A 20246-nucleotide genomic window follows, 5' to 3' on the forward strand; every position below is an offset into this window, starting at 1 on the left:
CTTTGCTCCCGACCTTAACGGATGCGCCTGAAAGCTTGCGTAGTGTTTAAACCGCGACGGCGCTGCGCCGATGAGTTAAGAATTGGTTTCCCCCGGTATCGGTTTTGCGCAAACCGCCGCGGAAAAATGCAGAGGACGACAGTGAACGATTACGATGCGCTACGCGATTACCTCATGCGGCAGAAGCAGATGGAATTCGTGCTGACCTTTGAGCAGATCGAGGAGATCATCGGCGCGGCGCTGCCGCGGGCGGCCAACCGTGCGTCATGGTGGGATAGCCTGCGCAGTCCCGACATCCAGATGCCCCAGCGCGAAGCCTGCCTCGCCGCGGGCTTCAAGGCGGTCCGGATGCCTGATGGCCAGAGCGTGCGGTTCACGAAGATGAAGAAGGATGGGCGCAGGCTGGGGTAGGCGGCGCGCGCAGTATCGTCATGCGCGGCGAGATCAGCTCGCCGCTTCCAGCCGCACTTCCGTCAGCAGGCGCATCGCCGCGTCCGCGTCCATGGGCTCGCCGAAGGCAAAGCCCTGCGCGTATTCGCAGCCCAGTTGATACAGCTCGACCGCGTCGGAATCGGTCTCGGCGCCTTCAGCCACCACGTCCATGCCGAGATCATGCGCGAGCGCGATGATCGACTTCAGGATCACCGGCCGGGTGCCGCGATTGGTGGTGCGGACGAAGGACTGGTCGATCTTGATGGTGTCGAACGGGAAGCGCTGAAGGTAGGCCAGCGAGGAATGGCCGGTGCCGAAATCGTCGAGCGACAGTCCGGTGCCGAGTTCGCGGATCCGCGTCAGCATTTGCGCGGCATGCTCCGGATTCTCCATCACCAGCGATTCCGTCAGCTCCAGCTTCAGCGTGCCGCGCGCCACCGAGGAGCGCGACAGCACAGTGCGGATATCGTGGATGAGGTCATGGCGCAGCAGCTGACGTGACGACACGTTGACGCTCGCGAAGATCGGCTCGCGCGAGCGCATCGCGCGCTGCCAGATCGAGAGCTGCTTGGCGGTCTGGTCGAGCACGAACATGCCGAGGTCGACGATCAGGCCGGTCTCTTCCGCGATGGTGATGAATTCCGACGGCGCCATGCGCCCGAGTTTCGGATGGTCCCAGCGCGCCAGCGCCTCGAACCCGGCGACCGAGCGATCCTCGAGCCGGACGATCGGCTGGTACAGGATGGTGAGCTCCTGCCGCTCGATGGCGCGGCGCAACTCGCTCTCCAGCGTCAGGCGGTCGGTCTTTCGCGCGCGCATCGCGGGCTTGTAGACGTCGATCCGGTCGCCGCCGATGCGCTTGGAGTGATACATCGCAAGCTCGGCGTCCTTGATGATCTCGTCCGTGAGCTGGGTTTGCGGATCGGACAGCGCCATGCCGATCGAGGCGGTCAGGAAGATCTCGCGATCGTTGAAGGCGATCGGCGCGCGGATGGTCTTGCGGATGGTCTCGGCGAAATTGGTGATCCGCGCTGGGTCCTGCTCCGAGAGCAGGATCAGGCCGAACTGGTCGCCGGCGAGGCGCGCCAGCGTGTCCTGCGGCTTCAGGATGCGGGTGAGGCGGCGGGCCAGCGTCAGCAGGATGGAATCGCCGACTGCGATGCCGACGGAATCGTTGACCTGCTTGAAGCGGTCGAGGTCGATCACCATCAGCGTCGGCCGCAGTGTCGGCATCGACTTGGCGAAATGGGCGACGGCACCCAAGCGATCCATGAACAGTTTGCGGTTGGGCAGACCGGTCAGATTGTCGTGCACGGAATCGTGCAGCATGCGTTCTTCGGCGTTGCGCAGGTCAGTGACGTCGGTGAGTGTGCCCACCACGCGCGAGACCTCGCCGTCGGAGCCGACCACCGGGCGCGCCTTCAGCGCAAACCACATGAAGTGACCGTCGGGGGTACGCAGGCGGAAATCCTGCACCAGTCGGCCGCGGCGCTGGTCGAGCACGCTGTCGAGCGCGGCACGGAAACGATCCTGGTCGAGCGGGTGCAGCACTTCGAGCCACGAGGCCGCCGGACCTTCCAGCGTGCCGCGCTTCAGCCCGAGCAGGGCTTCCGTCTCGGGGCTGGTAAAAACCTTGTCGGCGGACACGTCCCAATCCCAGATCAGATCGCCGGAACCGGCCAGCGCCAGCGCGCGGCGCTCGATGTCGGAGACGATGCCGGTGGTGGCGCCCCCGCCGGCGAAGGCGTGCTGCATCACCGTGAAGCCGATCAGCATCACGATCAGCACGAGGCCGCCGAGCAGGGCAGGGCCGACGATGTCGTTGGTGACGGAGCCCGCGACCGTCATGCCGGCCGCGACCACCCAGACCACGAGGAGGAACCAGGTCGGGATCAGCAGCACCGCGCGGTCGAAGCCGTGGGTGGAGAGATAGACGATCAGCGCGAAACCGGCGAAGGCGATCAGCACCAGCGAGATGCGCGCAATGCCGGACGCGACGGCCGGATCAAAGAGTGCGAGCGCGACCAGCGAGCCCAGGAAGGCGAGCCAGCCCACCGTGATGTGCGAGTAGCGCACATGCCATCGACTGAGATTGAGATAGGCGAACAGGAACACCAGCAGCGTCGCCGCCAATATCGCTTCACCCGCCGCGCGCCAGATGCGCTCGGCGTTGTTCGACATGTCGAGCACCTTGCCCCAGAAGCCGAAGTCGACGCCGATATAGACCAGCACCGCCCAGGCCAGCGCCGCGGCGGCGGGGAACATGATGCTGCCCTTCACCACGAACAAGATGGTGAGAACGAGAGCCAAAAGCCCGGAGATGCCGATCACGATGCCCTGGTACAGCGTGAACGAGTTGACCTTGTCCTTGTAGGCTTCCGGCTCCCACAGATAGAGCTGCGGCAGCTTGTCGGTGCGCAGTTCGGCAACGAACGTGATGACGGCGCCGGGATCGAGCGTGACACGGAAGACGTCGGCGGTCGGACTTTCCTGCCGCTCCGGCCGGTCGCCGGTCGAGGGCGTGATGGTGGCGATACGCGACAATCCGAGGTCGGGCCACAACAGGCCCGAGGACACGATGCGGTAATGCGGGGCGACGATCAGGCGATCGAGCTGGTCGTCGGTGTTGTTGGCGAGCGCGAACACCACCCAGTTCTGGCCGCCTTCGCGGGCGCGCACCTCGATGCGGCGGACGATGCCGTCGGTGCCGGGCGCGGTGGAGACCTGGATGCGGTCGGAATCGCTGCGCTGGTGCTCGAGCACGCCGGTGAGGTCGATCGCGGGCGCGTCGCTGCGGACGCTGACAGCGTCAAGCGCGCGTGCAGGCGACGCGGCGACAAGAATGGCGACAAGAATCATGAGGCCCAGCGCGATGGGCGCGAGGCACCTGATCAGACGCAAGGTCAGTTCTCCGCGTTCGACGCAAACTCTGCGTGCAGGAAGGCTGGCACGTAAATGCGATTTCAGACCGGACGGAAGTGGTTCGGCAGCTGGCGATAGATGCCACGAAAGCGAGGAAAATCAAAGGGTTTCCGCCTCGCTTGGTGGGTCAACGGCCTAGACCTCCAACACAATTTTGCCAATATGTGCGGAGGTCTCCATGCGCCGATGTGCGTCGGCGGCCTTTTCCAGCGGGAAAGCGCTGTCCATCAGCGGCTTGATCCGGCCCGCGCGCAACAGCGGCATCACTTTCGCTTCAATGGCAGCCACCATCGCGGCCTTGTCCGCATTACTACGGGGGCGCAAGGTCGAGCCGGTATGGGTCAATCGCTTCACCATCACCTTGGCGATGTTGACGCTGACCTTGGGGCCGTTGAGGGTTGCGATCTGCACGATTCGCCCATCGACCGCGGCTGCATCATAGTTGCGGTCGACATAGTCGCCGGCGACCATGTCGAGGATCAAATTGACGCCGACCTTGTCGGTCTCTTCCTTCACCACGGCGACGAAGTCTTCGGTTTTGTAATTGATCGCGCGATCGGCACCGAGCTTCAGGCACGCATCGATCTTGTCCTGCGATCCCACGGTGACGAACACTTTTGCGCCGAACGCTTTCGCAAGCTGGATCGCCATCGTTCCGATGCCGGAGGAGCCGCCATGGATCAGGAGCGTCTCGCCGGCCTTCAGGCCGCCGCGCTCGAACACATTGTGCCAGACCGTCATCAGGGTTTCCGGCAGCGCACCGGCTTCGTTGATCGAGAGCGCCGGCGGCACGCTCATGGCCTGGGCGTCCTGCGCGATGCAGTACTGCGCATAGCCGCCGCCGGCGACGAGCGACATCACGATGTCGCCGATCTTGTGCCGCTTGGCGTTGCTGCCGACGGCGACCACTTCACCTGCGATTTCGAGGCCGGGCAGATCGCTGGCGCCGGGCGGCGGCGGGTAGGCACCGGAACGCTGCGCCACGTCGGGCCGGTTCACGCCGGCGGCCTGCACCTTCACCAGGATTTCATCAGGACCGGGCTGCGGCAGGGCCCGTTGTTCCGGCACCAGCACTTCGGGTCCACCGGGTTTGGAGATGGCGACCACGGTCATTTGCGCGGGCAGCTTGTCCATGATGTGTCCTTGAGCAAAGGTGCGAGGGGAAGGAGGCCTTTGCTTAGCCAGCGCAGTCCGGGCTGGCAACCGCCTCACCCGTGTGATCCGCGAACGCAGGAGGAACGACATGCCGACGGAAGACGACGACCGCCCGCGGAAGAAAGTCAGCCATGAGATCGGACAGGATCTCTCACTGTTGTCGGTCGAGGAACTGACCGAGCGCGTCGCTCTGCTGAAGACCGAGATCGTCAGGCTGGAGGAAGCCGCCACCAAGAAGCGCGCCTCCCGCGATGCGGCGAACAGTATTTTCAAGTCATAGGCCGAGAAACTCCCTTTCTGCCGGCGGAGCGCGCCCCGCTCGGCCAGTGACCGACATGGCTAACGAACCCTCAAAAAATTCGTTCGTTTACACGCCATTAAGCTTTCGAGTTTATGACTCGAACTGTCCTCGTTTGGACACCGAGTGGCTCCTGTCCACTCTGTTTGACGCCTCCCTGTTATCAACTTTCAAAGCCGCCGGTCTCCGGCGGCTCTTTTTTGCGTCTGTTCCTGATTGAATTCCCGGGAATGACCCACAGAAACCATATCCGCGCTTGCCGCTGGACTCCGCGGTTCGCTCGCGCAATGATTTGTTCATCATAAGCCGGCGCCAAAGCCGGACAGGTAAACAGTTGCGTAAGGGGCGTTAACCATGGAACGTTTGCAAGCCGAAGGTGCTCTCGTTCAACTCAGCGAGCGGTTCACCAATTCCGCAGCATTCGGCCTGCTGTTCCGCGAGGGCATGGATCTCGTCGAAGAGACCGCCGCTTATCTCGACGGCGCCGGCCGGACCGAGGCCAAGGCGCTCGACCGCGCCGTCAGCCTCACCTATGCGACCGAGAGCATGCGCCTGACCACGCGCCTGATGCAGCTCGCCTCTTGGCTGTTGCTGCATCGCGCGGTGAAGGAAGGCGAGATGACGCTGGTTCAGGCCAATCGCGAGAAGACCAAGGTCAAGCTCAGCGCCGCCGATCCCGGCCCCCCCGACACGATCGAGAAGCTGCCGACGCAGCTGCAGGACCTGATCGATCGCTCGATGAGCCTGCAGACCCGCGTGCGCCGGCTCGACACCACCATCCACACCCCGCCGGCCGACCACATCGCCATCGGCAATCCGCTGGTGCCGCAGCTCAACGCGCTGAAGGCCGCGTTCGAGCGGTAAGGTCGCCTCCTGTCATTGCGAGGAGCTCTTGCGACGAAGCAAATCCAGACCGCCTCCACGGAGACAGCCTGGATTTGCTTCGTTTCGCTCGCAATGACGAGAAGCCCCAAAAACGAAAACGCCCCCGGTCTCCCGGGGGCGTTTTCGTCTCCAGCCCTGCGGCCGGATCAATCCTTTTTGAGGAAGCCCGAAAACTTCTTCTGGAACCGCGAAACGCGACCGCCGCGGTCCATGATCTGGGCATTGCCGCCGGTCCAGGCCGGGTGCGACTTCGGGTCGATGTCGAGGTTCAGCGTGTCGCCTTCCTTGCCCCAGGTGGAGCGGGTCAGGTACTCGGTTCCGTCGGTCATGACGACCTTAATCGTATGATAATCCGGATGAATTTCGGCTTTCATGGCAATTCCTGGGGCGCCCGGCGCCTTGCTTGAGTGACTATCGATGACGGATTTGCCGGGTCTATACCGCACAGGGGCCCCTAAAACAAGCCATTGTCGGAACAGCGGAACCGGGTCCTCCGCCCTAAGGGACATCCCGTATTTGCCTCGCCTCCTGCTGGGGCCTATGTGGAGCGAAGTCTCTCTTTTGGTCGGATTCCAATGAGCGCAGTTGAACGGCTTGAAACCAGGCCCGCAGAAGCCCCGTCGATCGAGGTGGAACTGATCGAGCAGCCTGAGAAAGGCCGCGCCAGGCTGCGGCCGCTGATGGCCCTCGCGCCTTACGTAGCCCGCTATCGCGGCCGCGCAGCGCTTGCTTTTGTCGCGCTGACGATCGCCGCGCTGACCACCCTGCTGGTGCCGGTCGCGGTGCGCCGGATGATCGATTTCGGCCTGACGCCTGAGGGCATCGCGCTGATCAACAGCTACTTCTCGGTGATGATCGCGGTCGTCGCCGTGCTCGCGCTCGCGAGCGCCTCGCGCTACTATCTCGTGATGACGATCGGCGAGCGCATCGTCGCCGATCTCCGGCGCGACGTGTTTGGGCACCTGCTGTCGCTGTCGCCGTCCTTCTTCGATTCCGCGCGCAGCGGCGAACTGGTGTCGCGGCTCACCGCCGATACGACGCAGATCAAATCCGCGGTCGGCGCCTCCGTGTCGATCGCGCTGCGCAACCTGATGATGTTTTTGGGCGCGGCAGCCATGATGGTCATTACCAGCCCGCGGCTGTCAGGCTTCGTGCTGCTGGCGATACCCGTGATCGTGCTGCCGCTGGTCGCGTTCGGGCGCTGGGTGCGGCGGTTGTCGCGCAACGCGCAGGACACGTTGGCCGATGCTTCGGCTTATGCCGGCGAGCTGGTCGGCGCGATCCGCACCGTGCAGGCCTATACCAGCGAAGGGCTGGCCGCGAAGCGGTTCGGCGGTGAGGTCGAGCAGGCCTACGAGGCCGCGCGCACCTCCACGCAAGCGCGCGCGGTTCTCACCGCCATCGTGATCTTCATCGTGTTCGCCAGCGTGGTCGCGATCCTCTGGATCGGCTCGCATGACGTGCTCACGGGCGCGATCACGCCCGGCCGGCTCGGCCAGTTCGTGCTCTATGCAGCCTTCGCGGCCGCAGGCCTCGGCCAGCTCAGCGAGGTCTGGGGCGAGGTGTCGGCGGCATCAGGCGCCGCCGAGCGCTTGTTCGAGATCCTGCACGTGAAGCCGGAGATTGCGGCACCCGCGTCGCCGCGCGCATTGCCCGTGCCGGGACGCGGCGAGGTCGGTTTCGATCACGTCAGCTTCGCCTATCCGGCACGGCCCGACGTGAAAGTGCTCGATGCCGTGTCGTTCACGGTCCGGCCCGGCGAGAAGGTCGCAATCGTCGGCCCGTCCGGCGCCGGCAAGAGCACGATCTTCCATCTGTTGCTGCGCTTCTACGATCCGCGCAGCGGCGCGATCTCGCTCGACGGCGTGCCGGTGAAATCAGCCGACCCGCGCGACTTCCGTTCCCGCATCGCTCTGGTGCCGCAGGAATCCAACGTGTTCGCCGCAAGCGCCCGCGAGAACATCCGCTTCGGCCGGCCCGATGCTGATGACGCCGAGGTCGAGCGCGCCGCCGAGCTTGCACACGCCAGCGAGTTCATCCGCCGCCTGCCCGAAGGCTTTGACACGCCACTCGGCGAGCGCGGTGTGACGCTGTCCGGCGGCCAGCGCCAGCGCATCGCGATCGCGCGCGCCATCCTGCGCGATGCGCCGCTCTTGCTGCTGGATGAAGCGACTTCAGCGCTCGACGCGGAAAGCGAGACGCTGGTGCAGACCGCGCTCGAAGAGCTGATGGCCCATCGCACCACGCTGGTGATCGCGCATCGCCTCGCCACCGTTCTCTCCTGCGACCGCATCCTGGTGATGGATCAGGGCAAGATCGTCGAGCACGGCACACATGCCGAGCTCGTGGCGGCGAACGGGCTCTATGCGCGGCTGGCGAGATTGCAGTTCGAGGGGGTGTGAGGCCCGGCTCTTTCGCCACCCACAGTGTCATCACCCGCGAAAGCGGGTGATCCAGTACTCCGAGACACCAGTGATGAACCGAGAAGCCGCGGCGTACTGGATTCCACGCCTTCACGGGGAATGACAGCGGAGTTTGTAGGCCCGCTTACGGACACTTCGGCGAGCCCATCGGCACGTTCGGCCACGGCCAGTTCTTCCAGCTGCCGCCCTCGCCGATGCAGGCCGAGCCGCCGTTGGCCGGAGCCGGACTGTCGGCCGGCGCAGGAGTGCGCGTTGGTGCAGACGAACCGGTCGCCTCACTTGCCGACTCACTCGCCGTCTTGGACGGCGCCGCAAGCCGCTGATCGACATAAAGGGTCGACACATAGCCGGCGACGATGACGCCGAGAAACACCGAAGACCCCTTGGCCAGATCGCTCAGCCGCATCGATCCTCTCCATCTGCTTGCCGTCACGGCCGCCACACCATCTTCAGCACCGGCCGGCCCGATGTCGGGTTCACATCCTCGCCGGCATGGGCAAAGCCGTTGCGCTCATAGAAGCGGATGGCGCGGGCGTTGTCCTTGTTGACGAGCAGCGTGACACCCGACGGTGACAGGCGTTTTGCTTCGTCGACCAGCAGATGCGCCGCATCCGAACCCCAGTGATTGGGGTCAACCACAAGCTGGTCGAGATAACCGTCCGCATCGATGGTCACGAAACCCGTCAGTACGCCATGTTGTTCCGAGACCACGATTTGGGCCTTCGGCACCAGCTCGTTGCGCCAGCGCGCGCGCCACCAGTCAAGGCGCGCAGTGAAGTCGATCTGCGGATAGGCCTGCTGCCAGGTGCGACGCCAGAGCTCGATCGTCGCCGCTTCGTCGGAGTCCACATAGGGTCGAAGGCGAAGCGCGCTCACTACCGCTCCGTCAGCTTCAGCTCGATGCGGCGGTTGCGCTTATAGGCCTCTTCGGTGTTGCCTGGGTCGAGCGGCTGGAATTCGGCGAAGCCGGCGGCGACCAGGCGCTGGGCAGGGACGCCGAGCGAGATCAGATATTGCACCACCGAGATCGCGCGCGCCGACGACAGGTCCCAATTCGACTTGAAGTTCGGGCCGTTGACCGGGCGCACGTCGGTGTGGCCGTCGACGCGCAGCACCCAGGCGATCTCGCTCGGGATCTTCTTGTCGAGCTCGATCAGCGCGGCCGCGACCGTGTCGAGTTCGGCCTTGCCCTCCGGCAGCAGCGTTGCCTGTCCGGTGTCGAAGAACACCTCGGACTGGAACACGAAGCGGTCGCCGACCACGCGGATGTCAGGACGATTGCCGAGAATGGCGCGTAAGCGCCCGAAGAACTCCGAGCGGTAACGCGACAATTCCTGCACGCGCTGCGCCAGCGCCACGTTCAGCCGTGAGCCGAGATCGGCAATGCGGTTCTGCGATTCCTTGTCGCGCTTCTCGCTGGCATCTAACGCCTCTTCGAGCGCCGCCAATTGCCGGCGGAGCGCGCTGATCTGCTGGTTCAGCACCTCGATTTGCGCCAGCGCCCGCGCCGAGACCGCTTTCTCCGAGTCCAGCGCCTTGCCGAGCTCGGCGGTCTTTCCTTGCGCGTCGTTACCGGCATTGGCGAGCCCCTCATAGAGGCCCTTCATGCGGTCGCGTTCGCTCTCGGCCGAGGCGAGGCCGGCCTTGAGCTGCGAGACCTGGTCATCGAGCGAGAGCTTGCCGAGCTTCTCCAGCGACAACAGCTCGGTGAGCTGGGCGATCTTGGCGTTGAGCTGCTCCAGGGCCTTGTCCTTGCCGGTCACCTCCTGCGACAGGAAGAACTGCACGACCAGGAACACCGAGAGCAGGAACACGATCGACAGCACCAGCGTCGACAGCGCGTCGACGAATCCGGGCCAGTAGTTGAAGGCGCCTTCGCTGCGGCGGCCGCGGGCTAGAGCCATGCTCGCCTCTCACATGCTGATTGCTTAACTCTTCTCGGGCTGGCGCGCGATGCGCTCCAGCAGGCGGCGGATCTCGCGGTTCTGCTCGCCTTGGCCATCGGCCCATTCGCGGATCATCTGCTGCTCGGTGCGCATATGTGAGACCAGCGCCTGGATCGCTTCGGCAAGGCTCGCCATGGCCGCCGTGGTGCCGCGGCTGGCACTGCCTTCCTCGAGCACGGAGCGCAGGCGGTCGACGGCGGCTTGCAGCTCGCCGCTGGCAATGCCGCCGCCACTGTTCGCGACGGTGGCGACTTCGCCGCTGCCGTATTCGCGCACGGTGGTGGCGAGCCAGTCTTCGAGGTCGGTGTAGAAGCGGTTCTGCGCCTGGCTCGATTGCAGATCGAGGAAGCCGAGGATCAGCGAGCCGGCGAGACCGAACAGCGAGCTCGAGAACGAAATGCCCATGCCGCCGAGCGGGGCAGCCAAGCCCTCCTTCAGCGTGTCGAACAGCGCGCCGGCATCGCCGCCGACCTTGAGCCCGTCGATCACCTTGCCGACCGAGCCGACCGTCTCGATCAGGCCCCAGAAGGTGCCGAGCAGGCCGAGGAAGACCAACAGCCCCGTCATGTAGCGGGAAATGTCGCGGGCCTCGTCCAGGCGGGTTGCGATCGAATCGAGCAGATGCCGCATCGTCGTCTGCGTGATCGACATCCGCCCGGTGCGTTCACCGCCCAGGATCATCGCCATCGGCGCGAGCAGCCTGGGATGCCGGGCCGGTGCCAGGCCGGGATCGGCGATGCGGAAATTGTTGACCCAGGAGACCTCGGGATAGAGCCGGATGACCTGGCGGAAGGCCAGCACGATGCCGATGAACAGCACCGCCCCGATCAGGGCGTTCAGCCCGGGGTTGGCGAAAAAGGCCTGGATGATCTGCTTGTAGAGCACCACGCCCACCAGCGAGCACAGCACCAGGAAAACCAGCATCCGGACCAGGAAGACGCTGGGGGAGGATAGTTTCGTGTACTCGATGTTGAGGGAGGAGCGGGGCGAGGCGCCTGGCGGCATGGCCGGTATCATCCGTTACGAAAGCTTGCTTGCATCCCACACTATGGCACAGCGCCCGCCCAAAAAAAGCGCCGGATGTGCGGATTTCGGGAAGGAGGCGCGGAACCCAAAGCTGAAACCGGGCTTTGATACGCCACATAGGCTGCAAAACTTCGGCATCCCGCAGGCCGGGCTCGGCTTTTGCACGGCCATCGTGCTGCTTCCGGCCGCAGGGACCTGGCCAGGGAGGGGCTGCGTGAGCGTTGTTTCCGCGATCATGGGGACTGCCGAACGCGTGCCGTTGCCCGACGTGGTGGTCCGCGCCGCAATCCAGGGCCTGTGCTCCCGCACCGCAACCCGCCTCGCGGCGCTTGATGCGGTCGACGATGCCGCGTTCGCCGGCCGGATGATGCTGCGGCCGATCACCGGGGACGCTGCTAGCATTGATATCAGGAATGTCGAATTGCCTGCGTCCTTCTTTGCGCAGGTGCTGGGCCCGAACCGCAAATACTCCTCCTGCTTCTACAAGACCGATGCGACGCCGCTCCAGGAAGCCGAGGAGGAGGCATTGCGCCAGACCGTCGCGCATGCCAGCCTCGCCGACGGGCAGACCATCCTCGAACTCGGCTGCGGCTGGGGTTCGCTGTCGCTGTGGATCGCGCGGCAGTTTCCGCATGCCAAGGTGACGGCTGTATCGAGCTCGCAATCGCAGCGCGCCTATGTCGAGGAGATCGCGCGGCAGCGCGGCCTGCTGAACCTGCGCGTCGTCACATCAGACATGAACGTGTTCGCGCCGGAGGGCCAGTACGACCGCATCGTCTCGGCGAGATGTTCGAGCACATGACGAACTGGCGCGAGCTGATGACGCGCGTGCGATCATGGCTGGCACCCGAGGGGCGCTTCTTCATGCACATCTTCACCCATCGCGCCGGCTCCTATGTCTTCGACCGCACCAATCGCGAAGACTGGATCGCGCAGCATTTCTTCACCGGCGGCGTGATGCCGAGCCATCAGCTCGTCAGGCAATATGACGATATCTTCCGGATCGAGAAGGAATGGCGCTGGAGCGGCACTCATTATCGGCGGACGGCAAACGACTGGCTCGCCAATTTCGACGCGCATCGCGACGCGATCGAATCCTCCTTGCGCAACGTCTACGGCGAGGACATCGCGCTGTGGATGCGGCGCTGGCGCTGGTTCTTTCTCGCCACCGCAGGCCTGTTTGGTTACGCCGACGGAACGGAGTGGGGCGTCAGCCACTACAGGATGAAGGCGGCGGTCGACTGATCGCGATGTTCTGTCGCAGCGCGCGATGATGGAACCTGACTCACAATCCGGTGAATCCAAAAAATCAGCCTGAACTCAGCGCCATAGCCGCGTGTGACATTGAGCCGCCCGCGCGATCCGTTGCGTCGCAGCGCGTCCCTTCTATTTTGGCGGCACCAGTCGCGATGATGGTCCAGAACGGGCTCGCGCGACGCTCGATCAGTTTCAATAATCTTGGGGCACTCAACTTCATGTCAGGAATTCGAGCGCGATCGGCATGCGTTGCAATGATGCTCGCGGCCTTTGCGCCGCTGCTATCTGCCTGCGACGAATCTTCGTCCGCCGTCTCTGCCGCGCAGCCCATCGAGCCCGATGTCAGCATCGTCACGGTCAAGCCGCAACCGCGCGCCGTGGTTCGTGAGCTGCCCGGTCGGATCTCGCCGACGCGCGTTGCCGAGGTGCGGCCGCGTGTGTCAGGTATCGTGGTCGAGCGGTTGTTTCGCCAGGGCGGCGAGGTGAAGGCGGGCGATCCGCTCTATCGGATCGATCCGCGTCCGTTCGAGGTCGAGGTGATGGCCAACGAGGCGGCGCTTGCCAAGGCCGATGCTGCGTTGAAGCAGGCGCAGCAGCAGGCGCGCCGTATCGCGACGCTGACCAGCCAGCGCGCCGCGCCCGAAGCCGAGAACGAAAAGACCATCGCCGCCGAGCTACAGGCCAAGGCCGAAGTGGAAGGGCGCAAAGCCGAGCTCGCACGGGCAAAGCTCAACCTCGATTATGCGACCGTGCGCGCCCCGATCGACGGCGTGGTCGGCGCGGCGCTGGTCAGCGAAGGCGCGTTGGTCGTGCAGAACGAGACCAACCTCGCCACCGTGCAGCAACTCGATCCTGTCTATGCCGACTTCACCCAGTCGGTGACGGAGCTCAATCAGCTGCGTCGCGCTTTCGAGAGCGGCGATCTCGATCGCATCGCGGCGGATGCCGCCAAGGTGCGTCTCGTGCTCGACGACAACACCACCTATGGGCTGGACGGCAAATTGCTGTTCTCCGATGCCAAGGTCGATGCCCACACCGGCCAGGTGACCTTGCGCGGCGAGTTCCGCAATCCCAGGGGCGAACTGCTGCCGGGCATGTATGTCCGCGTCCGCATCGAACAGGGCCTCGATAGCGATGCCATTGCGGTGCCGCAGCAGGCGGTCCAGCGCAATGGCGGCGGCGGCAGCGAGGTGTTCGTCGTCAAGGGCGACGATCGCATCGCGGTGCAGCCGATTCGCACCGGCTCGGTGCAGGACGGCGTCTGGTTCGTCACCGAGGGCCTGAAGGCCGGCGACAAGGTCGTCGTCGAAGGATTCCAGAAGTTCGCAGCCGGCGACAAGGTCAAGCCGCAATCCTGGTCCGAGGCCGAGGCGAGCGCGGACGTCAGGCACACGCAGCAGGCCACGCGGTAACGTCCCATGCCGAGCTTCTTCATCGACAGGCCGATTTTCGCCTGGGTCGTCGCGCTGTTCATCTGTCTGATCGGCGCGATCTCGATCCCGCTGCTGCCGATCGCGCAATATCCGATCATCGCGCCGCCCTCGATCTCGATCTCGACGAGCTACCCGGGCGCGTCGCCGGAAAACCTCTACAACAGCGTCACGCGGCTGATCGAGGAGGAGCTGAACGGCGCCTCCGGCATCCTCAATTTCGAATCGACCAGCGACTCGCTCGGCCAGGTCGAGATCACAGCGAACTTCCAGCCGGGCACCGATACCAGCGCCGCCTCGGTCGAGGTGCAGAACCGCATCAAGCGCGTCGAGGCACGACTGCCGCGCGCGGTGATCCAGCAGGGCATTCTGATCGAGGAAGCCTCGAGTGCGGTGCTCCAGATCATCACGTTGAACTCGACCGACGGCAGTCTCGACGAAGTCGGCCTCGGCGACTTCATGATCCGCAACGTGCTCGGTGAAATCCGCCGTATCCCCGGCGTTGGCCGTGCCACGCTCTATTCGACCGAACGCAGCCTTCGCGTCTGGGTCGATCCGGCAAAGCTCGTCGGCTATGGGTTGACCGCTGACGACGTCAACAAGGCGATATCCGCTCAGAATGCACAAGTCGCCTCTGGCAGCATCGGCGCCGAGCCGTCGGCCGCGAGCCAGCGCACCTCTGCGCTAGTGCTGGTCAAGGGCCAGTTGTCCTCGCCGGATGAATTCGGCGCCATCATCCTGCGTGCCAACGCGGACGGCTCGACCGTGCGGTTGCGCGACGTCGCCCGGATCGAGGTCGGCGGTCTCAGCTACCAGTTCAACACCCGCCTTGACGGCAAGCCGACCGCGGGGCTCTCCGTGCTGATGTCGCCGACGGGCAACGCGCTGGCGACCGCGAGCGCGGTCGAGGCGAAGATGAAGGAGCTGTCGCGCTTCTTCCCGGCCAACATCTCCTACGAGATCCCCTACAACATCACGCCTGTGGTCGAGGCCTCGATCAAGAAGGTGCTGTCGACGCTGCTCGAGGCGGTCGTGCTGGTATTCGTGGTGATGTTCCTGTTTCTGCAGAACATCCGTTACACCATCATCCCGACCGTCGTGGTGCCGGTGGCGCTGCTCGGCGCCTGCACCGCGCTGCTGCTCGCCGGCTACTCCATCAACATGCTCAGCATGTTCGGCATGGTGCTCGCCGTCGGCATCCTCGTCGACGACGCCATCGTCGTGGTGGAGAACGTCGAGCGCATCATGGCCGAGGAGGGCCTGTCGCCGAAGGAGGCGACGCGGAAAGCCATGTCGCAGATCACGAGCGCGATCATCGGCATCACGCTGGTCCTGATGGCGGTGTTCGTGCCGATGGCGTTTTTTCCTGGCTCGGTCGGCATCATCTATCGCCAGTTCTCGGTGACGATGATTGCGGCGATCGGCTTCTCCGCCTTCCTGGCGCTGTCCCTGACGCCGGCGCTGTGCGCGACCTTGCTCAAGCCTGTCGCGGCCGGCCACGGCCACGCGAGGCGCGGCGTGTTCGGTTGGTTCAACGGCATGCTCGAAGGCGGCAAGGAGGGCTATTCGCGCACGGTCGGCTTCTCGCTCAAGCGCACCGGCCGCCTGATGCTGGTCTATGCTGCGCTGCTGGTCGGTCTGTCCTGGGCCTTCGTCAGCCTGCCCGGCGGCTTCCTGCCCGTCGACGACCAGGGCTTTGTCACCACCGACGTACAGACGCCGTCCGACTCGTCCTACCGCCGCACCGAGGCCGTGATCGAGAAGGTGGAAAAATATCTGGCGCAACGGCCGGGTGTCGAGAACGTCACCTTCCTCACCGGTTTCAGCTTCTCCGGCCAGGGCATGAACACCGCGCAGGCCTTCATCACCTTGAAGGACTGGTCGGAGCGCGGGCCGAAGGAGTCTGCTGCGGCTGTTGTCAATGACATCAACCGCGATCTGTCGGCCTCGATCCGCGACGCCAAGATCTCGGCGTTGCAGCCGCCGCCGATCGACAATCTCGGCAACTCCTCCGGCTTCTCGTTCCGCCTGCAGGATCGCGGCCAGAAGGGCTATCCGGCCTTGATGCGCGCCGCCGACCAGCTGATCACGGAGGCCAACGCGAGTCCCGTGTTGCAAAAGGTCTATGTCGAAGGCCTGCCCGAGGCCGGCGTGGTCAATCTCGTGATCGACCGCGAGAAAGCCGGCGCCTTCGGCGTCACCTTCGAGGACATCAACAACACGATCTCGACCAATCTCGGCTCGAACTACATCAACGACTTCCCGAACCGGGGCCGCATGCAGCGCGTCGTGGTGCAGGCCGACAGCCGCGATCGCATGAAGACCGAGGACATCCTCAACTACAACGTCAAGAACAGCAATGGCCAGCTGGTGCCGTTCTCCTCCTTCGCCACGGTCGAATGGGCGCGCGGTCCGACCCAGATCGCCGGCTTCAACTATTATCCGGCGGTTCGCATCTCGGGCGAAGCAAAGCCCGGCTTCACCTCGGGCGATGCCATCGCCGAGATGGAGAGGCTCGCCGGCAAGCTGCCGCGCGGCTTCGGCTATGAATGGACCGGACAGTCGCTCCAGGAGAAGCTGTCGGGCTCGCAGGCGCCGTTCCTGCTGGCACTCTCCGTGTTCGTGGTGTTCCTGTGCCTTGCCGCTCTCTACGAGAGCTGGACCATCCCGCTCGCGGTGCTGCTCACCGTGCCGCTCGGCATGGTCGGCGCGGTGGTGGCGGCGATGCTGCGCGGCCTGCCCAACGACGTCTATTTCACCGTCGGCCTGATCACCATCATCGGCCTCGCCGCCAAGGACGCGATCCTGATCATCGAGTTCGCCAAGGATCTGCGCAAAGAGGGCAAGCCGCTGGTCGAAGCGACGATCGAAGCCTGCCGCCTGCGCTTCCGCCCGATCCTGATGACGGGGCTCGCCTTCATCTGCGGCGTGCTGCCGATGGCCATCGCCCACGGCGCCGGCGGCGCCAGCCAGCAAGCGCTCGGCACCGTCGTGATGGGCGGCATGATCGCGGTGGTGATTTTGGCGCTGCTGATGGTGCCGGTGTTCTTCGTCTCGGTGCAGCGTGTGCTCGCGGGGGACAGGGAGAAGGTGGGGAGGGAAAGCGAGATGTACGGGCCGCCGGCACCGGTGAGGGCCGGCCAATGACACGTCTCTCCGTCATTCCGGGGCGCGCGTAGCGCGAGCTATGGTGCGAGGCGCGCCCCGGAATGACGAGCGGAGCTTGCCTTCCCAGGTCGCTCGATCCAGACTACATCTCTGGATTGAATGGCGTGTATTCGCTACTGGCGCGGCTACATACAACCTGACGATTGAGAGCATGTGATGCGTCTGACCGACATTGCGATCTCGAACTATCGCTCCATCCGGCGGCTCTCCCTACCCATCCACCCCCTGTCCGTGTTTGTCGGTGAGAACGGCGTCGGCAAATCCAATCTCTACAAGTCCCTGTCGCTGTTGCGCGATGCGGCTAGCGGGCGGATCACACGGACAATCGCCGAGGAAGGCGGGTTGAATTCGGTCTGCTGGTCCGGCATCCGCAAACGCGGCGAAGACGGGCGATTGCGGTTGTCCGCCAAATTCGACCGTTTCAGATATTTCATCGAGATCGGATTTCCTGGCCCCGTTGAGGCGGCGTTTTCCGGCGAGCCGATGATCAAGGCGGAAAGTATCGAGGCGACGCAGGGCAGGCGACCGGTTCTGCTGATGGAGCGGAAGAATTCGCTCGTCAGCCTCCGCGGCGATACCGGCGCATGGACCAGCCACAAGGACGCGGTGCTGCCGTCCGAGACCGCGCTTGCCGGCTTTTCAGACGGCAAGGAGTGCCCCGAAATCGACTTGATCAGAAGCGCGATGCTGGGCTGGCGCTTCTATCACGACTTTCGCACCGATCCGGCCTCACCGATACGAAAGCCTTGCCTCGCAATCACTACGCCCTCGCTCAGTGCCGATGGAAGCGATCTGGCCGCGGCCCTGGCGACACTTTATACCATCAGGGAAGACGCAACCGACTTGCAGGACGCAATCCAGGACGCATTCCCGGGCGCTGAGCTTCGCGCATGGGAACGAAGCGGCCTGTGTGAATTCGATTTGCAACTCGAGGACATGCCGCGTCCGTTTGGGGCTCATGAGCTGTCCGACGGGACGCTGAAATACATTTGCCTGCTCGCGGTGTTCATGGGCTATCGGCTTCCGCCGTTCATCGCGCTGAACGAACCCGAGACAAGCCTGCACCCGTCGCTGCTGGCGCCACTGGCCCGGCTGATCGTCAAGGCATCGGGCCGCGCCGACATCTGGATCGTCACCCATTCGGAGCAGTTGATGGAGGTCTTGCGAAGTGAGAGCTCGGTCCCGCTTCGCCGGGTCATCAAGTCGAAAGGCGCCACGATGATCGAGGGCCCGACCCTCGGCGGAGAGTATCGCGAGGAGGAATCCGACGGTGACGATTCTTAGGTCGCAGATCGGGCCGTCGCGCTACCCCCTACTTCCGCAAAATCTTCACCAATTCCCCGTGCACGAACTCATTGCCGCACACCACATGCCCGGTGACCAGCGGATCACCCGGCGTCGCGATGTCGCTCACGGTGCCCCCGGCTTCTCGTACCATCAGGATGCCGGCGGCGATGTCCCAGGATTGCAGATTGCGCTCCCAATAGCCGTCGAGGCGGCCGGCGGCGACGAAGGCGAGATCGAGGGAGGCGGCGCCGAAGCGGCGCAGGCCGGCGACGCGGTCCTGGATCGCGGTCATCTCGCGGCGGAATTCCTCGTGGTCGCCGCGGCCGATATGGGGCAGGCCGCAGGCCACCACGCATTCGTGGAGCTGGCGGCGGCCGGCGACGCGCAGGCGCTGGTCGTTGAGGAAGACGCCCTTGCCGCGCTCGGCGATGTAGAGCTCGTCATTGGCGGGGTTGTAGATCACGCCGGCGATGATGGTGCCCTCGCGGACGAGCCCGATCGAGATCGCGAATTGCGGGATCCCGTGCAGGAAATTGGTGGTGCCATCAAGGGGATCGACGATCCAGGTGTGGCTCTTGTCGCTGCCCTCGCGAGTGCCGCCTTCCTCGCCGATGAAGCCGTAGCCGGGCCGCGCCTTGGAGAGGTCCTGGTAGAGGATCTCCTCGGCGCGCTTGTCCGCGAGGGTGACGAAATTGGCCGGGCCCTTGAGCGAGACCTGGAGATGCTCGATCTCGCCGAGATCGCGCTTGAGGCTGCGGCCGGCGCGGCGCGCAGCTTTGACCATGACGTTGATAGTGGCGGAATACAGCATGAGATCAGTCTTTGACGGGGGAGGGGCGCGGAACCACGCCATTTGAGGAGATGGGGTTGCCCCGCGAGGGGGCAAACGTCAAGTCATTGCGTCAAGTCATTGCCTCGGGTCATTTTGCCCCAAGCCATTTTTTGGCCGCGGCCTCCGCCTTGGCGCGGTCGTCGGCCGGCAGCTCGGAAAACCGCTTGTCGAGCTCCGGGTCGCCCTTGCCGGAGGTTTTGGCGACCAGATGCCATTTGAATCCCTCGACCTTGTCCACCGATGTGCCCATCCCGTTGATCAGGACCCAGGCGAGGCGGTTCTGGGCGATCGCGCTGCCCTGGCGGGACGCCTTGCGCAGCAACGCGACGGCTGCGGGCTGGTTCTGGGGCGTGCCGGTGCCGTTGAACAGGGCAATGGCATATTCGACCTCGGCATCCACATTGTCGGCCAGCGAGGCGGCCTGGAGCAGCCGCACCGACCGTTCGAGGTCCTTCGGCACTCCGGTGCCTTCCTTGTAGAAGGTCGCAAGCGCGTATTGCGCCTCCGGCAAGCCGGCATCGGCCGCCTGGCGCAACAGCTCGGCGGAACGATTGACGTCCTGCGGCAGGGTCTGTCCGTCGAGATAGAGCAAAGCGAGGTTATAGGCCGCCTTGGGCTCGCCGAGCTTGGCGGCGGAAGCCATCAGCTTGACCGCCTCCCCCTTGTCGACCGGGCCGCCGCGGCCGGCGATGCGCAGCATGGCGAGCGCGAACATCGCCTCGCGGTCGCCGGCGTCGGACGCGCGCTTGTACCACTCGATCGCCTTGGCGTAGTCGCGCCTGATCCCCATGGCATTGGAATAGAGCTCGCCCAGCATGGTCATGGCCTTGGCGTCACCGGTCTTGGCGCGCGCGCTGGCGAGCTCGAAGGCGGTCTTGTACTGGCCGCGCTGATAGGCGCCGAACACCAGATCGACGTTGGGATTGTCGGGGGCTGGTGCGGGGATCACCGTCGCAGGCAGCGCCGGGGTCGGCGAAGCCGACGGCTTGGGCGCTGGCGCGGCTTCCTTCTTCTTGGTGATCGTGTGCGGCGCGACCTTGGGCTTGTCCTTGGCCGGCTCTTTAGGCTTCTGCTTCTCAGCCGCAGGGCTCGGGATGGTGGCCGGCGGCGTGATCTGGAGCTGCGCGAGCGCGGGTGTCGCCAGCAGCAGCGTGCTCACAAGGGTGATGCGCGGGAGCGTCATGC

Annotated in this window: 16 protein-coding genes and 1 pseudogene; 8 read left to right on the forward strand and 9 right to left on the reverse strand. The window is 64.7% G+C overall.

Translation table 11 applies throughout. The features are described 5' to 3' along the window. The first annotated feature begins 141 nt into the window (after positions 1-141). Complete coding sequence (locus BM222_RS04830; RefSeq protein WP_092227300.1) at positions 142-411, forward strand: DUF7662 domain-containing protein; 270 nt, start codon at positions 142-144, stop codon at positions 409-411. Positions 412-444: 33 nt separating this feature from the next. Here BM222_RS04830 and BM222_RS04835 read toward each other — a convergent pair whose 3' ends face one another. Then, positions 445-3333 carry an EAL domain-containing protein gene (locus tag BM222_RS04835; RefSeq protein ID WP_092227117.1) on the reverse strand — a complete coding sequence of 963 codons (2889 nt, stop codon included), beginning with the start codon at positions 3331-3333 and terminating at the stop codon, positions 445-447. Positions 3334-3489: 156 nt separating this feature from the next. Further along, complete coding sequence (locus BM222_RS04840; protein ID WP_092227118.1) at positions 3490-4488, reverse strand: NAD(P)H-quinone oxidoreductase; 999 nt, start codon at positions 4486-4488, stop codon at positions 3490-3492. 109 nt (positions 4489-4597) lie between these two features. On the opposite strand from BM222_RS04840, the gene BM222_RS04845 reads away from it, so the two are divergent. Both BM222_RS04845 and rcdA read left to right on the forward strand, forming a co-directional pair. Further along, a complete protein-coding gene (locus BM222_RS04845; RefSeq protein WP_092227119.1) occupies positions 4598-4789 on the forward strand; it encodes a DUF1192 domain-containing protein in 192 nt (63 codons plus the stop codon). A gap of 372 nt (positions 4790-5161) precedes the next feature. Beyond that, a complete protein-coding gene (gene rcdA, locus BM222_RS04855) occupies positions 5162-5671 on the forward strand; it encodes a protease adaptor protein RcdA (protein WP_092227120.1) in 510 nt (169 codons plus the stop codon). A gap of 167 nt (positions 5672-5838) precedes the next feature. Here rcdA and rpmE read toward each other — a convergent pair whose 3' ends face one another. Beyond that, positions 5839-6066 (reverse strand): 50S ribosomal protein L31, encoded by a 228-nt coding sequence (rpmE, locus tag BM222_RS04860; protein ID WP_011084323.1) that lies wholly within the window; start codon positions 6064-6066, stop codon positions 5839-5841. 201 nt (positions 6067-6267) lie between these two features. Between rpmE and BM222_RS04865 the strand changes: the two genes are divergently transcribed. Then, positions 6268-8094 (forward strand): ABC transporter ATP-binding protein/permease, encoded by a 1827-nt coding sequence (locus BM222_RS04865; RefSeq protein ID WP_092227121.1) that lies wholly within the window; start codon positions 6268-6270, stop codon positions 8092-8094. A 145-nt stretch (positions 8095-8239) separates the two neighbouring features. Here the strand turns inward: BM222_RS04865 and BM222_RS04870 are convergent, their stop codons facing one another. The 4 genes from BM222_RS04870 to BM222_RS04885 are packed head-to-tail and all read right to left on the reverse strand — an operon-like array spanning position 8240 to position 11066. Next, the gene (locus BM222_RS04870; RefSeq protein ID WP_092227301.1) at positions 8240-8521 is read right to left on the reverse strand and encodes a hypothetical protein; all 282 of its coding nucleotides are present in this window, start codon (positions 8519-8521) and stop codon (positions 8240-8242) included. A gap of 23 nt (positions 8522-8544) precedes the next feature. Then, the gene (locus BM222_RS04875; protein WP_092227122.1) at positions 8545-8991 is read right to left on the reverse strand and encodes a GNAT family N-acetyltransferase; all 447 of its coding nucleotides are present in this window, start codon (positions 8989-8991) and stop codon (positions 8545-8547) included. Further along, positions 8991-10019 carry a peptidoglycan -binding protein gene (locus tag BM222_RS04880; protein WP_092227123.1) on the reverse strand — a complete coding sequence of 343 codons (1029 nt, stop codon included), beginning with the start codon at positions 10017-10019 and terminating at the stop codon, positions 8991-8993. The genes BM222_RS04875 and BM222_RS04880 overlap by 1 nt, the downstream gene beginning before the upstream one ends. A 24-nt stretch (positions 10020-10043) precedes the next feature. After that, a complete protein-coding gene (locus tag BM222_RS04885; RefSeq protein ID WP_177243020.1) occupies positions 10044-11066 on the reverse strand; it encodes a flagellar motor protein MotA in 1023 nt (340 codons plus the stop codon). Between the two features lie 235 nt (positions 11067-11301). On the opposite strand from BM222_RS04885, the pseudogene BM222_RS04890 reads away from it, so the two are divergent. From BM222_RS04890 to BM222_RS04905, 4 genes and pseudogenes are all read left to right on the forward strand, one after another. After that, positions 11302-12332 (forward strand): annotated as a pseudogene (locus tag BM222_RS04890) (SAM-dependent methyltransferase). A gap of 230 nt (positions 12333-12562) precedes the next feature. Then, entirely contained in the window at positions 12563-13756 is a 1194-nt protein-coding gene (locus BM222_RS04895; RefSeq protein ID WP_092227302.1) for an efflux RND transporter periplasmic adaptor subunit, read from the forward strand. Between the two features lie 6 nt (positions 13757-13762). Further along, a complete protein-coding gene (locus BM222_RS04900; RefSeq protein ID WP_092227125.1) occupies positions 13763-16921 on the forward strand; it encodes a multidrug efflux RND transporter permease subunit in 3159 nt (1052 codons plus the stop codon). Between the two features lie 177 nt (positions 16922-17098). Next, positions 17099-18226, forward strand: a complete 1128-nt coding sequence (locus BM222_RS04905; protein WP_092227126.1) for an AAA family ATPase — start codon at positions 17099-17101, stop codon at positions 18224-18226. 28 nt (positions 18227-18254) lie between these two features. Here BM222_RS04905 and BM222_RS04910 read toward each other — a convergent pair whose 3' ends face one another. Then, positions 18255-19040: an inositol monophosphatase family protein gene (locus tag BM222_RS04910; protein WP_092227127.1), complete on the reverse strand. Its 786-nt coding sequence runs from the start codon at positions 19038-19040 to the stop codon at positions 18255-18257. 109 nt (positions 19041-19149) lie between these two features. Next, entirely contained in the window at positions 19150-20244 is a 1095-nt protein-coding gene (locus tag BM222_RS04915; RefSeq protein WP_092227128.1) for an SEL1-like repeat protein, read from the reverse strand. Between the last annotated feature and the right edge of the window lie 2 nt (positions 20245-20246).

The sequence above is a fragment of the Bradyrhizobium sp. Gha genome (assembly GCF_900113735.1).
GTDB lineage: Bacteria > Pseudomonadota > Alphaproteobacteria > Rhizobiales > Xanthobacteraceae > Bradyrhizobium.

Coding starts and splice junctions, on each gene's coding strand:
- BM222_RS04900 (WP_092227125.1), top strand. CDS start 13,763: ATGCCGAGCTTCTTCATCGACAGGCCGATTTTCGCCTGGGTCGTCGCG.
- rcdA (WP_092227120.1), top strand. CDS start 5,162: ATGGAACGTTTGCAAGCCGAAGGTGCTCTCGTTCAACTCAGCGAGCGG.
- rpmE (WP_011084323.1), bottom strand. CDS start 6,066: ATGAAAGCCGAAATTCATCCGGATTATCATACGATTAAGGTCGTCATG.
- BM222_RS04845 (WP_092227119.1), top strand. CDS start 4,598: ATGCCGACGGAAGACGACGACCGCCCGCGGAAGAAAGTCAGCCATGAG.
- BM222_RS04905 (WP_092227126.1), top strand. CDS start 17,099: ATGCGTCTGACCGACATTGCGATCTCGAACTATCGCTCCATCCGGCGG.
- BM222_RS04885 (WP_177243020.1), bottom strand. CDS start 11,066: ATGCCGCCAGGCGCCTCGCCCCGCTCCTCCCTCAACATCGAGTACACG.
- BM222_RS04915 (WP_092227128.1), bottom strand. CDS start 20,244: ATGACGCTCCCGCGCATCACCCTTGTGAGCACGCTGCTGCTGGCGACA.
- BM222_RS04910 (WP_092227127.1), bottom strand. CDS start 19,040: ATGCTGTATTCCGCCACTATCAACGTCATGGTCAAAGCTGCGCGCCGC.
- BM222_RS04865 (WP_092227121.1), top strand. CDS start 6,268: ATGAGCGCAGTTGAACGGCTTGAAACCAGGCCCGCAGAAGCCCCGTCG.
- BM222_RS04880 (WP_092227123.1), bottom strand. CDS start 10,019: ATGGCTCTAGCCCGCGGCCGCCGCAGCGAAGGCGCCTTCAACTACTGG.
- BM222_RS04840 (WP_092227118.1), bottom strand. CDS start 4,488: ATGGACAAGCTGCCCGCGCAAATGACCGTGGTCGCCATCTCCAAACCC.
- BM222_RS04895 (WP_092227302.1), top strand. CDS start 12,563: ATGTCAGGAATTCGAGCGCGATCGGCATGCGTTGCAATGATGCTCGCG.
- BM222_RS04870 (WP_092227301.1), bottom strand. CDS start 8,521: ATGCGGCTGAGCGATCTGGCCAAGGGGTCTTCGGTGTTTCTCGGCGTC.